Raw genomic sequence first — 14,719 nt, 5'->3', positions numbered from 1 at the left:
GAGACGATACTTTCTCACTCTCAGCTGATTAGGTCGAGCATTCTATCACATTAATATTCAATTTGGCTGAATTTACGACTAAAGAATGCATTGGTAGCATTTATTGCCACGATAACGGTGACGTTGACCACGTTTAATGAGTTTTCAACGACGTTCATAAAAAAAGCCCGCATTTGCGAGCTTTTTAATACAATTATTGGCTTAGCCCAAAGTCGAAAGACTAACGTTTTGTTAGTAGCTCGTTGATTGCACCCAAGAATTGTGACGGATCTTCCATTGAGCCTTTTTCAGCCAGCATAGCCTGGCCAAGTAACAACTCAACCCAACGGCCGAACGCATGCTCGTCCGCTTCGTCTGCCATCTGTTTAACTAGAGCGTGCTCAGGGTTAATCTCAAAGATGTACTTAACTTCAGGTGCAGCTTGGCCCGCAGCTTCGAGAAGCTTAGCCATTTGCGTACCCATTTCGAAATCATCAGTCACAACCACTGCTGGCGTTGCTGCTAGCTTGAAAGTAGTACGAACCTCTTTAACACGATTACCTAGGTAAGCTTGAGTGCGTTCGACAACAGATTTGAACTCTTCTTCGGTCTCTTTTTGCTTCTCTTTCTCTTCTTCGCCTTCAAACTTGCTTAGATCTAAGCCCGCTTTCGTGATCGATTGGAACTGCTTACCGTCAAAGTCCGTTAGGTAGTTCATTACGTACTCATCAATGCGATCGTACATTAGAACAACTTCAATACCTTTTGCTTTGAACTGCTCCAAGTGTGGGCTGTTCTTAGCGGCAGCATAGCTATCTGCTGTTAGGTAATAGATTTTGTCTTGGCCTTCTTTCATACGCTCAACGTAAGACGCTAGGCTGATAGTTTGTTCAGCAGAATCCACTTCCGTTGACGAGAAACGAAGTAGACCAGCGATCTTCTCTTTGTTCGCCATGTCCTCAGCTGGGCCTTCTTTCATTACTAGGCCAAACTCTTTCCAAAACTCTAGGTACTTGTCGTTGTCATTCTTCGCCATGCGCTCAAGCATCGTTAGAACACGTTTAGTACATGCACCACGTAGAGATTGAGTTACCTTGTTATCTTGCAGGATTTCACGAGACACGTTGAGAGGTAGATCATTTGAGTCAATCAAGCCGCGAACGAAACGCATGTAAGATGGCATGAACTGCTCTGCATCATCCATGATGAATACGCGCTGTACATAAAGCTTAAGGCCGCTCTTATGGTCACGGTTCATCATGTCCCAAGGTGCTTTAGCTGGGATGTAAAGCAGACTTGTGTAGTCGTTCTTACCTTCAACTTTGTTATGGCTCCACGTTAGTGGGTCAGCAAAGTCATGAGATACGTGCTTGTAAAACTCTTGGTACTCTTCTTTGTCGATATCAGATTTGTTACGAGTCCAAAGCGCTTGCGCCTTGTTGATCTGCTCCCAGTGTTTCTCTTCGGTGTCTTTACCTTCGTCATCTTTAACCGCAGTTAAGATAGAAACTGGGATACCGATATGATCAGAATATTTACCAATCACTTCACGCAGACGCCATTCATTTAGGAACTCTTTCCCGTCTTCACGCATATGAAGAATAATATCAGTACCACGAGACTCTTTGGTGATGTCTTCAATGGTGTAATCGCCTTCTCCCGCAGAGTGCCATTGAACGGCTTCATTGCTCGCTAAACCTGCAGCACGAGTGCGAACGGTTACTGCGTCTGCCACGATGAATGCAGAATAAAAACCAACACCAAATTGACCAATCAGTTGAGAATCTTTACTTTGGTCTTCAGACAATTTTGAGAAAAAGTCCGCAGTGCCTGATTTAGCGATCGTACCTAAATGTTCAATAACGTTGTCGCGGCTCATGCCGATACCATTATCTGAAATCGTTAGGGTGTTTGCTTCAGCATTGAATGAAAGTTTTACACCTAAATCTGCATCACCTTGGTAAAGGTCACCGTTTGATAAGGCTTGAAAACGAAGCTTATCAGCCGCGTCAGATGCGTTAGAGATAAGCTCACGTAGGAAGATTTCTTTATTTGAATACAGTGAGTGAATCATTAGATGAAGTAGTTGTTTCACTTCAGATTGAAAGCCACGAGTCTCTTTATTTTGCGTTGCCGTTTCGCTCATTTTTACTCCAAAACATCTATACTTTATGTTGAATAATTTTAAGGACGTAACACTTTATGTCACTCTTGTGTTCATTAACATGAGGATGACAAATGTAAATTCAAGGTCAAAAACCATAAAAACACTGTTTTTTTGATCTGTTTTTATTATCCTTGAGTGTTATAAATATAAAAGAACATAAAAGAAGCCATGATTTGGTGAAGAATTGACTGAACTTCACCTAATGTTTGTCTATTTCTCACCCAAAATCACCCAAAATAGAAGAATTCAATGAGCAATATCGGCACAAAGCTTATTCTCGCACAGCGGTTTGTATTTGATCCAAACAGCAATTCACTTGTTGATCAACTAAGCGATGGCGAAGTCGTACGTCTTGGTAGTAATGAAAGCCGCATTCTCCTAATGCTGTCGGAAAGGCCCAATGAAGTTATCACTCGCAATGAATTGCATGAATATGTTTGGCGAGACCAAGGCTTTGAGGTTGATGACTCAAGCTTAACTCAAGCAGTATCGACGCTAAGAAAGATGCTCAAAGATTCGACCAAATCTCCAGAGTTTGTAAAGACGGTCCCAAAGCGCGGATATCAATTTATTGCGACCGTTGAACGTTCAGCACCACTGTCATCAAATGATCAGCCAATAGCCGCTGAAATTGCCGAAAATGACGTAGAACCTATCTTAACGTTCGCTAACACGACAATGTCGGAAGAAGTCATTGCTGAAACGGCTGAACCAGAACCAGTAACAAAGGTTCAAGAAACCGATGTAGAAGCTGAGCCAACACGGGCTCCTAATGTAACTCCGGCTAAAAGCACAAATAAGTGGTTAACGTTTTGGTTGCTACTTGTTGCTTTCATTATGCCTATTGTGGTTTTAACATTAACTAACCCGGCAGAATCCGAGTTCAAAACATTGGCTGAAGTGGATGGCGTGAAAGTGCAGTCACCAATCAACCACCCAGATCTAACCAGTTGGCTACCCGCAATTAAAAAGTGTGTCTTGTACTACAACAAAAATCACGCAGGCATATTGAAGCCAACGGAGGTGATTGCAACAGGTGGGCAAACCAATAATCTTGCTCTTAACTATATCCATCCACAAAAATATTCGAGCGAGAATATAACCCTTAAAATTTACGCCAACCAGTCGGATTTAAACGACATTTGTAAAGGTGATCAGTAACATGAAATTAAAAGTATCCATTATTCTACTGGTTATTTCCGCGTTTTTAAGTGGTTGGTTGTATTGGGGTAATGATGCAAAAATAGAACACCTGTTAACTCAACACGAGTGGCAAGCAAAAATGGTGACTCTGATTAGCGACAACACGCAAGCCGACTCTATCGGCCCACTTCGTAAAGTAGAACTGTCATCGAATGCGAAATATTTACCAAACGGTACCTACTTAAGAATGTCAATAGTCAGGCTTTACAGCACACAAACTGCGCCAGCGAATGTGATCAACATATCCGAAACTGGCCAGTGGGACATCAACGATAATTACTTACTCATCTCTCCGACTGAGTTTAAAGATGTCACGTCGGCTCAACGTCAGGATTTCTCTAAAGATCAATTAGACCTCATAACTCAGGTGATCAAGATGGATGCTGAACAAAGCCGTCGAATTGATATCGTTAATCAGAAAGCGCTGCTACTGACTAGCTTAAATCACGGTTCTACCGTATTGTTTTCAAACTAATAATAGGTAGCTATTTGCTGTATATGCATAGCTGAATACCATTAACGGTAGACCAATAGAAAAAGGGGCATGATGCCCCTTTTTTGTTCGCTGTTTTAACAAATACGAGACTCTATGGATTGGATTAACTCACTTGCCCTCTTCTTTGGTTCATTAATCGCCAATACCCTCGCCTCCTTATCAGGTGGCGGTGCCGGGCTACTTCAATTCCCGTTGCTTATCTTTCTTGGCCTACCCTTTTCGGTCGCCTTAGCGACTCACAAGGTCGCGAGTGTCGCGTTAGGTTTGGGGGCTGCCTATACCCATATTAAAGGCGGAACGCTAAGCTGGAGAGTTTGTTGTTACCTGATAGCTGTGGGTAGTATAGGTGTGGTCATTGGGGCTAATATCGTGATCCTGATTCCCGACGACATTGCACAGAAACTGCTTGGGGCGATGATCTTAGCACTTGGCGTTTACTCCCGGCTAAAGAAGCAGTTGGGACAAGAGGAACACCTGAGAAACCGAGACACCAAAGGGTGGATCATAGGTGGCTTTGGTCTGGCACTGATCGGCGTTATTAACGGCTCACTGACCGCAGGTTCAGGACTGTTGGTGACCTTGTTTCTTGTTCGCTGGTTTGGTTTCACTTATAAACAGGCCGTGGCGCTCACCATGATATGTGTTGGCCTGTTCTGGAATGGCATCGGCGGTATCGCAATCGTACAAGCTGGCGCACCCATATACTGGTTGTGGCTACCCATACTTCTACTTAGCTCATTTATAGGTGGAAGCCTAGGTGCATTTCTTGCCAACCGTTCAAGCAATCAGCTCGTCAAAACCGCTTTTGAAATATTGACGTTTGCCGTCGGTATCAAGCTACTGATATAGAATTCAAAAGGATTAACTATGAATACGGAATCGAATCCAACCGCGACAACAGTATTGAAAGCGACGATAGCAATACACTATTGCCGTCAATGCAATTGGATGCTTCGCTCAAGCTGGTTGTGCCAAGAATTGCTGCACACTTTCAGTGAGGAGATAGAACAAGTCAGTCTACACCCTGATACGGGCGGACGATTCGAGATCTTTTGTAATGGAATACAGATTTGGGAAAGAAAAGCGGACGGCGGTTTTCCTGAGGCTAAAGTCCTGAAGCAAAGAGTACGAAACATCATTGCTCCAGATAGAGACCTCGGCCACGTAGATTCAAAGTAAGTCTACTCGCGACCGATTTTGTTATTTAAAGCTGACCGCTCACCATGAGGTCACCTTCAAGGCTGATCACTTTGAAGGTGTTGTCTTCATATAGGCCATAGCTTGCTGCGTGCCCTTCTCGTGGGAATGTCACCGAACTAGGATTAAAGATAAAGATACCATCTTGGTATCCAGCAACTGGGATATGAGTATGACCGTGAGCAATAATATCGCCCGCTTTCAGTGCTGGTCGCTTCGTTGTGTTGTACAAGTGACCATGAGTTAAGAAGATACGCTGACCTGACTCAAGCAGTACCCATGAGTAATCCATCATCATTGGGAAAGACAACAGCATCTGATCCACTTCACTGTCGCAGTTACCACGAACGGCAATGATCTCTTGAGAAAACGCATTCAACTTCTCTGCAACCGCCGGCGGGTTGTATCCCTCTGGAATCGGGTTTCTTGGGCCATGATTCAGAATATCACCCAATAGAACCAAATATTGCGCACCAGATGCTTGGTATAGCTCTAATACTTTTTCTGTTGCTGGCAGCGAACCGTGTAGGTCTGAAGCAAAAAATAATTTCACACGTACTTCTCCATAAAATTTATGAGCCTATTGTACGTATCTAACGGCTACACGTCATCTCTCGCCATACCGTTGATCACGATATTATTGTAACTAACCATACCGACTATTTTATGGTCACTGACCACAGGGGCACGACTGATACCAAAACGCTCAAACAAGCGAGCACAATACTTCACATTCATATCAGCAGACACGCTCAAAGCTGGTTTAGTCATGATTTCATAAACGTTAGTGCGCTTAGGCGATCGGTTCTTGGCTAACACTTTCTTAGCGATGTCATTCATCAATACGATGCCGTATTCATCATCCTCATGGCGCTTATCGACGATGATGGCTTTAACTTTGTGCTTTTTTGCCATCTCAATCGCTTCGAACACCGTCGTTAGCCCGTCAATAATCACATACGTGTTAGCCATTACATCGCTGACTCGAATTGTCTCACCCGTATTCATAGCTCATCCTCCACAACCTTGGTTAATGTCTCGACTTGGTGCTCAACGCCGACCGCATCCTCGACATCGATCTGAACAGCAATGCCTTGCCCTGACTCTTGGTCGAACTCCCCAACTTCACCGATGGTTTCTAAAATATGTCTCGCCAAATGCTCCTCGACGACAAACAACAACACATCTTTTTGCACCTCTAACGTTAATCCGAAGAAGGTGCGTTTTTGGTTCAGGCCTTGCCCTCTAGCATTGTTAATCACCGTTGCTCCAGTGGCGCCCGCATCACGCGCGGCATCGAGCACACTGTCTGTCTTGCTCTCTTCTACAAACGCTAAGATAAGTTTAAAGCGCATCTTTGCTCTCCTTAGAGGTGTGTAAACGGTTTAACCATTGTGTTATTTGGGCATAACCCATCACTGAAATAATTGGGAATAAGCTGGCAAAGGCGATTAAGCCAAAGCCATCAATCACTGGGTTTCGTCCAGGAACAGTTGAAGCGAGCCCTAACCCAAGAGCCGTCACTAAAGGCACGGTCACGGTAGATGTCGTCACCCCGCCAGAATCATAGGCCAATGGAATAATAAGTTTAGGGGCGTAAAAGGTTTGGATAACTACGACGACATAACCAAAAATGATGTAGTAATGGATAGGATCGCCCGCAACAATCCGATAACTGCCGAGTGAGATGCCGATAGCGACCCCTAATGCCACGGCAATTCTCAGCCCATTAACGCTGATACTGCCACCTGAGACTTGATTCGCCTTAATCGCCACCGCAATTAACGAAGGCTCGGCGATCGTGGTACTAAAACCAATGCAGAATGCAAAAAAGTAAACCCAGTAGTAATCGAACCAAACCAATGCCAGGCCAGAGCTGACCTTAAAATCAGTCAGAAAGCTTGGCTCGGTCAATTGCATTGCCATGGTTTCCCCTAAGGGAAACAGTGCGAGTTCCAATCCCATCAAGAAGAGGGACAATCCGAGGATGACGTAAAAGAAACCAATCAGCACTTTGGCTAAATTGTTCACGGGCTTACGCAGCACAGCAAGTTGAAAACCAAATATGATCACCGTAATTGGAATCACATCCATCACGGTGCCTAAAAAAGTATCAATAAGTTGCTGAGCAGTGATCATGTCACCACCATCCCATAGACCATGACAAACATCATCGGCAACAGTGACGCAAAGGCGATCAACCCGAAGCCATCGATCATTGGATTACGGCCCTTGATTGCTGATGCTAAGCCGACCCCTAAAGCTGTCACCAACGGAACGGTGATGGTGGATGTAGTCACTCCACCAGAGTCATACGCTATCCCAATGATATTTTCAGGGGCGAAAGCGGTGAGCACCACCACGCCAATATAACCACCGATGATCATGTACTGAATTGGCCACCCTTTTAAGATGCGCAGCACCCCAAGTAAGATGGCAATACCCACCGACAGTGCTACGGTGAAACGCAGGCCGTCTGCATATTCTTCCATTTCATCTAACGTATTGGGGATAACACCTCCCTCGGCTGCCACTTCCGCAGCCTCAGCCGCCACCGCAGTTAACGCAGGCTCGGCTATGGTGGTACCGAAACCCAAACAAAAAGCGAAGATCAATAACCAGAACACACTCCCCTTTCTAGCAAATGCTTGAGCCATCGATTCGCCAATTGGAAACAACCCCATTTCAAGGCCAAAGATAAAGAAAGTGAGCCCAAAAACGACGAGCACTAATCCGGTTAGAATCGATAAAAGATGAGGAAGCGGCTCTTGTAAAACGGCAAGCTGGAAGAAGGCGATCACCGCGACAATCGGCAATAGATCTCGCAGGCTACCTAACATGGCTCGAAACAAAGCAAGCACTGCCGTCATCGTAACTCCTTATTGCTGAAATTGATTCTGATTATAGGTTACTAATAATCATGGCAAATCCTTATCATTCCTTATGTGATAAATATTACGCAGTTGGTAACATATCCAAGTAAAATCCATAAGTGTGATAACGATACACATCTTGACCTGATGAATTTAACTTCACTCTTTAGTAAATTGAAAAAGGCGTAATTTAGGTATCACACGATTGAAACCAATTGCTCGCTATAGTGATTTTTTCGTATTGATTGGCGATAAAAAACAAGTCATGTCTATAATTATGTTTAATAGGGAGATTGGTATGAAGATATTGTTAACGGGTGGTACGGGGTTTATTGGGTCTGAATTAGTCAAGAGTTGGAACACTGATGGTGTGACATTGCTGACGCGGAGCCCTGAAAAAGCAAAGAAAAACCTAAATCACCTGAACCAGAACAACCTTCATTACATTCAGTCCCTTGATGAACTGAGCGATCTCAATGACTTCGATGTGGTGGTTAACCTTGCAGGCGAACCGATTGCAGACAAACGTTGGAGCGAAGATCAAAAAGCGAGAATCTGTAACAGTCGCTGGCAGATCACCGAAAAACTAGTCAAGTTGATTGATGCTAGCAACAACCCACCCGAGGCTTTTATTAGTGGATCGGCCGTGGGTTACTATGGCGATCAACAGCAACATCCGTTTGATGAATCGTTGCAAGTAAAGGATGAAAGCTTTCCTCATAAAGTTTGTGCTCACTGGGAAGAGATAGCTAAGCGAGCTCAATCAGATAACACGCGTGTAATACTGCTCAGAACGGGGATTGTGTTAGGCGAAAATGGCGGCGCGCTAAAGAAGATGCTGATGCCCTACAAACTCGGTGTCGGTGGGCCATTAGGTTCAGGCAAACAGTATATGCCATGGATTCACATGCTAGATATGGTGAGGGCCATCAACCACTTGTTGTCGATTCCGCACGCACAAGGCGAGTTTAATATGTGCGCTCCGCACCCTGTGACTAACAAGCTGTTCAGCAGCACGTTAGCCAAACAATTGGGCCGGCCGCATTTCTTGTTCACACCGAAATGGGCAATGTCGCTGCTGATGGGTGAATCGTCATGCTTGCTATTCGACAGCATTCGATCTAAACCAAAGAAACTCACCGAAATGGGATTCATCTTTAGTTACTCAAGAATCGAGCCTGCACTAAAAAACTTGTTACAACATCAAGACTAATTCTTTACCCTAGGGTCATCGAGACTCTAATAAAGGATTAAGCGTGAACAAGTCGATTCTTATCACTGGTTGCTCAACGGGTATTGGCTATACATGTGCTCATGCACTGCAAAAGCGCGGTTTTCATGTCATTGCATCTTGTCGTGACCCACAAGATGTTCAACGCCTTCAAGACGAAGGTCTCATCTGCATTCAACTCGATCTTTCCAACCAAGAAAGTATTGAACATGGCGCCAAGCTTGCGATTGAGCTCGCACCTAATGGATTGTTTGGATTGTTCAACAACGGCGCTTACGGTCAAGCAGGCGCACTAGAAGACCTACCGACTCAAGGGCTCAGAGAGCAATTCGAAACCAACGTCTTCGGCTGGCACCATCTCGTTTGTCAGATCCTCCCGCACATGCGTGAACGTGGCGAAGGACGAATTGTACAAAACAGTTCAGTGCTAGGCTTCGCCGCTATGAAATATCGCGGTGCTTACAACGCTTCAAAATTCGCGATCGAAGGTTGGACTGACACTTTGCGTTTGGAACTGCATGGCAGCGGTATACACATTTCATTACTTCAACCCGGTCCTATCGAAACCCAGTTTAGAACCAACGCCCTAAAGGCCTTCAATAAGTGGATACGCATCGAAGGCAGTGTCCACCAAGAAGCTTACCAGCAGCAAAAAGAGCGACTTGAAAAAGAGTCGTCGAACAACGCGTTTGTTCTGCCTGCTGAAAGCTGCATTGAGCCTGTTTTTCACGCGCTGACTGCCGATAAACCTAAGTTAAGGTACCGAGTGACGACACCAACCAAAGTGTTCGCTGTGTTAAAAAGGCTTCTACCAAGCCGCTTGCTAGACCCTATTTTGAGAAAAGCAGCATAAATTACTAACTTTGAATGCACAGTCGCAAACTTTAATGTAACGATGTAATTTATTCGTAACAATAAGATGTCATGATTTAGCCTATATCATCAATTATTCCCTATTGATGACACTACTCCTGGATATTTCATGACTTTAAACCGCCTTAATTGGGTAGGTGTGAGTTTGGCTATTACGTTGTTTATTCTGTTTTGAATATCTTAAGTAATACCTCACTGACTACCTCAATGAGAACGCTGTGTCTTCCGTGTTGAGATAACAACTCTATCAACATCGAAGCATGGCGTTTTTCTATTTTTGGCGCTTTTTATCTGAGATAACCGAGTTAGATCTTGAAGTTACCGACTAATCCCCCCATATTTGCAACGTATCCACAAAACAAACCTCAAGGAACGTAAATGCAATCTCCGCATGTTGTTGAACTTAATGAGCAGAACTTTCGTCAAGTATTAGAAGGTTCGATGCAGACCCCTGTACTCATCCATTTTTGGGCACCAATGAGCCAAGAGAGCGCCCAAATCATTCCTGAACTACAAACATTAACTCAGCAATACAATGGCGCTTTCACCTTAGCCTTGTTGAATTGTGAGCAAGAACAAGCCATTGCTAGCCAGTTCGGTGTTCAAGCACTGCCGACCGTTGCACTTTTTGTTAATGGCCAACCTGTTGATGGACTCGGTGGTCCCCAAAGCGTAGAAGCAATTGTAGAAATGCTTAGTAAACACCTACCTAGTCAAGATGAACTCGCTTTACGCCAAGCTCTAGAACAAATGCAAACCGGTGCACACGCACAGGCACTCGCCGCGATACAGCAATTACCAACAGAGTTAACAAGTAAGGGTGAAGTAAAACTGGCGATCGCTGAATGTTTATTAGAAACGCAACAGTTTGACCTTGCTGAAACCCAACTAGCAACAATCCCCCTTGAGTACCAAGACAACTACTACAAAGGTTTAGTTGCGAAACTGGAACTTCACAAACAGGCAGCAGACAGCCCGGAGATACAAGCATTAGAAGCCGCTCTTCAGCAAAATCCAAGCGACGCTAAAACGGCATCTGAACTGGCACTGCAATACCATCAAGTAAACCGTAGCGAAGAATCAATGAACCTACTGTGGTCTTTTTTAGCCAAAGATCTCAACACGCTTGATGGCGACATGAAAAAAGAGTTCATGGATATTTTAAGTGCACTTGGACAAGGTAATCCCGTTGCGAGTAAGTACCGTCGCCAACTGTACTCATTGCTCTACTAACAATCAGTAACATATCGATAAAGCATGCTATTGCAATGAACTATAAGTGACAAAGTCACCCTTTAGCTTGTAGTAAAAAAGCAAAACGGGCTATAAAATCAATGTTTTATAGCCCGTTTCTCATTTATAAATTTGCTCAGATTTTAAATATGAGCCAGTATCAATAATGGACTATCAAAAACTTACACTTACAAAGGATTTTTGCATGGCTATTGATACATTAATTACTATTGGCATCTTTACTGCCGTCGCATTATTATTTATTTTCGCTGGTGTGAAAACCGTCCCACAAGGCAATAACTGGACAGTTGAACGCTTCGGGCGATATACCTTAACGCTCAAGCCAGGTCTTAACTTAATCATTCCATTTATAGATAAAGTAGGACAGCGCATCAGCATGATGGAGCGCGTTCTCGACATCCCAGCACAAGAAGTTATCTCTAAAGACAACGCGAACGTCGTTATTGATGCGGTTTGTTTTGTTCAGGTTATCGATGCCCCTAAAGCGGCCTACGAAGTGAACGATCTTGAGCATGCGATTCGCAATCTAACCCTCACCAATATCCGTACAGTACTTGGGTCTATGGAGCTGGATGAAATGCTCAGCCAGCGTGACATGATTAATACCAAGTTACTGAATATCGTCGATCAAGCAACCAACCCTTGGGGTGTAAAGGTTACGCGTATTGAAATTAAAGACGTACAACCACCCGCCGACCTTACCGCTGCGATGAATGCCCAGATGAAGGCAGAGCGAAATAAGCGTGCTGATATACTAGAGGCCGAAGGTGTTAGACAAGCCGAAATCTTGAAAGCGGAAGGTCACAAGCAATCAGAGATCCTGAAAGCAGAAGGTGAAAAACAAGCAGCGATATTGCAAGCCGAAGCTCGTGAGCGTGCCGCAGAGGCAGAAGCGAAAGCAACAGAGATGGTTTCGACTGCGATTGCTCAAGGTGATATGCAAGCCGTAAACTACTTTATTGCGCAGGGCTACACTGAGGCACTAAAGTCGATTGGCCAAGCTGAAAACGGCAAGATCATAATGCTACCACTCGAAGCAACAGGCCTAATGGGTTCAGTAGCTGGTATCGCTGAAATGTTTGCATATAAGAGTGACAAAGGCAGTAAGGACTAACTTATGGTCGAATTACTAGAACAAGTAAACCATTGGCATTGGTTGGCGTTTGGTCTAGCGTTGCTAGCACTTGAGTTAATTGGAACCGCTGGTTACTTTTTATGGATAGGCATATCTGCCATGCTGGTCGGTGTCCTTTTGGGTGCTCTACCTATCGGCTGGCAGATGCAATGGTTATCCTTTGCTAGCTTCTCGTTGATCACCACTTGGTTGTGGTGGAGAAGACAACTGTCTAATGACAAGCACTCGGATGCGGGGCGAGAGTTAAACCAAAGAGAAAAACAACTGGTAGGTCAAACCGTTTTTCTTACCGAAGCAGTTAACAAAGGTAGCTGTAGAATTAGGGTCGGTGACTCTTCTTGGTCTGCAAAAGCCAGTCAAGATATTCCATCTGGCACCGAAATTAAGATTGTCGCTTTAGACGGAATAGTTCTAATAATAGAACCTTTATAATCAAGTGCTATATAAAGCCTGCATTTTCAACAGATGCAGGCTTTTTTGATTTTCGTGTCTTAATAATATTCGAATTATCATTACGATAGATTGAATTGAAAAGAAAATAAGTTCTTATTTCGTAAAGCTAAAAAGTTTGATTGAGCTAAAAAGCTATAAGAAAGTCAGATTTCTTTTCCATTATATATATGAATAGTTATCCTTATTACCGCTTAATTATAATTATTAAAAATGTTAAGTCCGTCTAGTTTTTGAAATTTTTATTTCCTTGTCCATACTTTGACTTATCTCAATCAGAGATAAACCTAATGGAGTTCATATGAGACATCTTTTAATAATTCTAACGGCTGTTTTCAGTTTATCATTTGGAAGCGCTTTAGCGAGCAGTCAGTCTCCAGGTAACGGAAACATGGGGCCTATCGTTAAGTGTTTGGATGGTAACGCGGTCACGCATGTTCCATTGCTGATCTGTAAACATTACGGCGGAAAAGTGCTGTGATAAGAGATTAAAGTCAGGCTAGTAATATAATTTACAGCCTGACGATTATTGGTAACGGAAATAACCTAACTAACTGCGGCCAGATAGATTGTTTAAAATAGGGCATTCCGTTGAAGCATCGCCGGGGCAGTCTTGTACCCAAGCTTGGAGTTGAGTTTTCATCTTATTTAATTCAGCAAGCTTTAATTCTATTTCATCTAACTTCTGCGTTGCTTTCTGCTTGACCTCGTAGCTTTGCCTGTTGGGATTCATTGCCAACTCAACCAGTGATTTACACTCATCAAGGGTAAACCCAACCATTTTAGCTCTTAATACAAACTCTAACTGTTCGATGTGAATCTCGCCGTATTGCCTGTAGCCGTTTTCTGAACGAAGTGGAGGACTCATCATTCCTTTGCTTTCGTAAAAACGAATGGATTTCGCTGTTGTACCAACAAGTTTCGCTACTTCACCAATATTCACAATCTTACCTGTAAGCCTAAAATGTATCACCGCAGTACTGTTGTTATACAATACTGCGGTTGAAAAACATAGCTAGAGCGTAACGTTAGAGGCTTACTCTTGCTCTAAAAGCCAAATCATAGTTTGAGATTTTTCTTCACTGTCTAGCTTGTTGAACCAGTATGAAACCATTTCGATTTCTTTGGAGCCTTCTAGTAGTGCAGGTGTTGCGTTCTTGCGATTTTGGAATGCCCAACTCGTCACTGCCGATTGCTCTTCTTTTGTCGCTTGACCATACCAGTAGTTAACCATCTCTTGAGCTTGTGACGCCTTTGGCTCTTCAGCAACCACAGCTGCAATAGGCGCAGCTACTGGAGCGATAGCAATCGCAGTATGATTATTGGCGCCATTGTAGATTGTGTCGATATACGCTTTCGGCACAATGAAAGTTGTACTCATTATTGAGTTTTGTCCATCAAGCGTAAACTCTAAATTCTTTTCTCTTGCTTGCTGGATATCAGCTTCGCTTAGAGGAAACTTAATATATTGAGTTTTTGTACAGTGTTCGCTGCAGCTCTCTCTTGGAACTTGTCTATCTTCTAACTCTATCGTCTTACCAAAAAAGCTAACGGTTTGGTACTCTTTGTAACTTTGGAAGTAACTTACATCCATAGTAATTGACGATTCTGGAGCTGAATTCTGTGTTACTTCTTTATTGTACGTAAAGTAGAGCGATGACTTGATAATGTCTGCGCCTACATTTGCTCTGTTTTCTGCAACGTAAGATTGGCCAGTCACTTGAATGTAGCCACCTTTTGACTGCACATCTGCAACTGAATCTGCGAAATTACTTTGTGAATCGAGTGAACTACAAGCTCCCAAAAATAATGATAATACAACCACACTAACTTTATTCATTATGACTAATTCCTTATGTTC

General features: G+C 43.5%; 18 protein-coding genes. 10 read left to right on the top strand and 8 right to left on the bottom strand.

Going from position 1 to position 14,719, the window contains the following annotated elements; all coding sequences use genetic code 11:
- Positions 1-220: 220 nt before the first annotated feature.
- On the bottom strand, positions 221-2,125 hold the full coding sequence (htpG, locus tag OCT63_RS02695; protein ID WP_269983142.1) for a molecular chaperone HtpG: 1,905 nt from the start codon (positions 2,123-2,125) through the stop codon (positions 221-223).
- 270 nt (positions 2,126-2,395) lie between these two features.
- Here htpG and OCT63_RS02690 point away from each other — a divergent pair, with 270 nt between their 5' ends.
- The 4 genes from OCT63_RS02690 to OCT63_RS02675 all read left to right on the top strand — a co-directional run bounded on the left by OCT63_RS02690 (position 2,396) and on the right by OCT63_RS02675 (position 5,024).
- On the top strand, positions 2,396-3,307 hold the full coding sequence (locus OCT63_RS02690) for a transcriptional regulator (RefSeq protein ID WP_269983141.1): 912 nt from the start codon (positions 2,396-2,398) through the stop codon (positions 3,305-3,307).
- 1 nt (position 3,308) lies between these two features.
- Entirely contained in the window at positions 3,309-3,824 is a 516-nt protein-coding gene (locus OCT63_RS02685; RefSeq protein ID WP_060468271.1) for a regulatory protein ToxS, read from the top strand.
- A 114-nt stretch (positions 3,825-3,938) separates the two neighbouring features.
- Complete coding sequence (locus OCT63_RS02680; RefSeq protein ID WP_269983140.1) at positions 3,939-4,694, top strand: sulfite exporter TauE/SafE family protein; 756 nt, start codon at positions 3,939-3,941, stop codon at positions 4,692-4,694.
- 18 nt (positions 4,695-4,712) lie between these two features.
- A complete protein-coding gene (locus OCT63_RS02675; RefSeq protein ID WP_269983139.1) occupies positions 4,713-5,024 on the top strand; it encodes a SelT/SelW/SelH family protein in 312 nt (103 codons plus the stop codon).
- Positions 5,025-5,049: 25 nt separating this feature from the next.
- Here OCT63_RS02675 and yfcE read toward each other — a convergent pair whose 3' ends face one another.
- From yfcE to OCT63_RS02650, 5 genes are read right to left on the bottom strand one after another with little or no spacing between them, the layout of a single operon-like run.
- Positions 5,050-5,595, bottom strand: coding sequence for a phosphodiesterase (gene yfcE, locus OCT63_RS02670; protein WP_269983138.1), 546 nt, complete (start codon positions 5,593-5,595; stop codon positions 5,050-5,052).
- Positions 5,596-5,642: 47 nt separating this feature from the next.
- On the bottom strand, positions 5,643-6,050 hold the full coding sequence (locus OCT63_RS02665; RefSeq protein WP_060468275.1) for a CBS domain-containing protein: 408 nt from the start codon (positions 6,048-6,050) through the stop codon (positions 5,643-5,645).
- Positions 6,047-6,397 (bottom strand): P-II family nitrogen regulator, encoded by a 351-nt coding sequence (locus OCT63_RS02660; protein ID WP_269983137.1) that lies wholly within the window; start codon positions 6,395-6,397, stop codon positions 6,047-6,049. The genes OCT63_RS02665 and OCT63_RS02660 overlap by 4 nt, the downstream gene beginning before the upstream one ends.
- On the bottom strand, positions 6,387-7,181 hold the full coding sequence (locus OCT63_RS02655; protein WP_161679018.1) for a DUF1538 domain-containing protein: 795 nt from the start codon (positions 7,179-7,181) through the stop codon (positions 6,387-6,389). Before OCT63_RS02655 ends, OCT63_RS02660 begins: the two co-directional genes overlap by 11 nt.
- Positions 7,178-7,912 carry a DUF1538 domain-containing protein gene (locus OCT63_RS02650; protein WP_060468277.1) on the bottom strand — a complete coding sequence of 245 codons (735 nt, stop codon included), beginning with the start codon at positions 7,910-7,912 and terminating at the stop codon, positions 7,178-7,180. The genes OCT63_RS02655 and OCT63_RS02650 overlap by 4 nt, the downstream gene beginning before the upstream one ends.
- A gap of 301 nt (positions 7,913-8,213) precedes the next feature.
- Here OCT63_RS02650 and OCT63_RS02645 point away from each other — a divergent pair, with 301 nt between their 5' ends.
- From OCT63_RS02645 to OCT63_RS02620, 6 genes are all read left to right on the top strand, one after another.
- Complete coding sequence (locus OCT63_RS02645) at positions 8,214-9,128, top strand: TIGR01777 family oxidoreductase (protein WP_269983136.1); 915 nt, start codon at positions 8,214-8,216, stop codon at positions 9,126-9,128.
- A 43-nt stretch (positions 9,129-9,171) separates the two neighbouring features.
- The gene (locus OCT63_RS02640; RefSeq protein WP_161750699.1) at positions 9,172-9,999 is read left to right on the top strand and encodes an SDR family oxidoreductase; all 828 of its coding nucleotides are present in this window, start codon (positions 9,172-9,174) and stop codon (positions 9,997-9,999) included.
- A gap of 398 nt (positions 10,000-10,397) precedes the next feature.
- A complete protein-coding gene (locus OCT63_RS02635; RefSeq protein WP_161752335.1) occupies positions 10,398-11,252 on the top strand; it encodes a co-chaperone YbbN in 855 nt (284 codons plus the stop codon).
- Positions 11,253-11,457: 205 nt separating this feature from the next.
- Positions 11,458-12,387 (top strand): SPFH domain-containing protein, encoded by a 930-nt coding sequence (locus tag OCT63_RS02630; RefSeq protein WP_269983135.1) that lies wholly within the window; start codon positions 11,458-11,460, stop codon positions 12,385-12,387.
- 3 nt (positions 12,388-12,390) lie between these two features.
- Positions 12,391-12,840: an NfeD family protein gene (locus tag OCT63_RS02625; protein WP_136981151.1), complete on the top strand. Its 450-nt coding sequence runs from the start codon at positions 12,391-12,393 to the stop codon at positions 12,838-12,840.
- Positions 12,841-13,159: 319 nt separating this feature from the next.
- Positions 13,160-13,339, top strand: a complete 180-nt coding sequence (locus tag OCT63_RS02620) for a hypothetical protein (protein ID WP_017056370.1) — start codon at positions 13,160-13,162, stop codon at positions 13,337-13,339.
- A 69-nt stretch (positions 13,340-13,408) separates the two neighbouring features.
- Here the strand turns inward: OCT63_RS02620 and cueR are convergent, their stop codons facing one another.
- Both cueR and OCT63_RS02610 read right to left on the bottom strand, forming a co-directional pair.
- Positions 13,409-13,801 carry a Cu(I)-responsive transcriptional regulator gene (gene cueR, locus OCT63_RS02615; protein ID WP_269983134.1) on the bottom strand — a complete coding sequence of 131 codons (393 nt, stop codon included), beginning with the start codon at positions 13,799-13,801 and terminating at the stop codon, positions 13,409-13,411.
- 93 nt (positions 13,802-13,894) lie between these two features.
- The gene (locus OCT63_RS02610; protein WP_269983133.1) at positions 13,895-14,698 is read right to left on the bottom strand and encodes a DUF2057 domain-containing protein; all 804 of its coding nucleotides are present in this window, start codon (positions 14,696-14,698) and stop codon (positions 13,895-13,897) included.
- Between the last annotated feature and the right edge of the window lie 21 nt (positions 14,699-14,719).

This window comes from Vibrio sp. RW, assembly GCF_027587105.1.
Classification (GTDB): domain Bacteria; phylum Pseudomonadota; class Gammaproteobacteria; order Enterobacterales; family Vibrionaceae; genus Vibrio; species Vibrio toranzoniae.
This window is presented reverse-complemented; position numbering and strand designations above follow the sequence as displayed.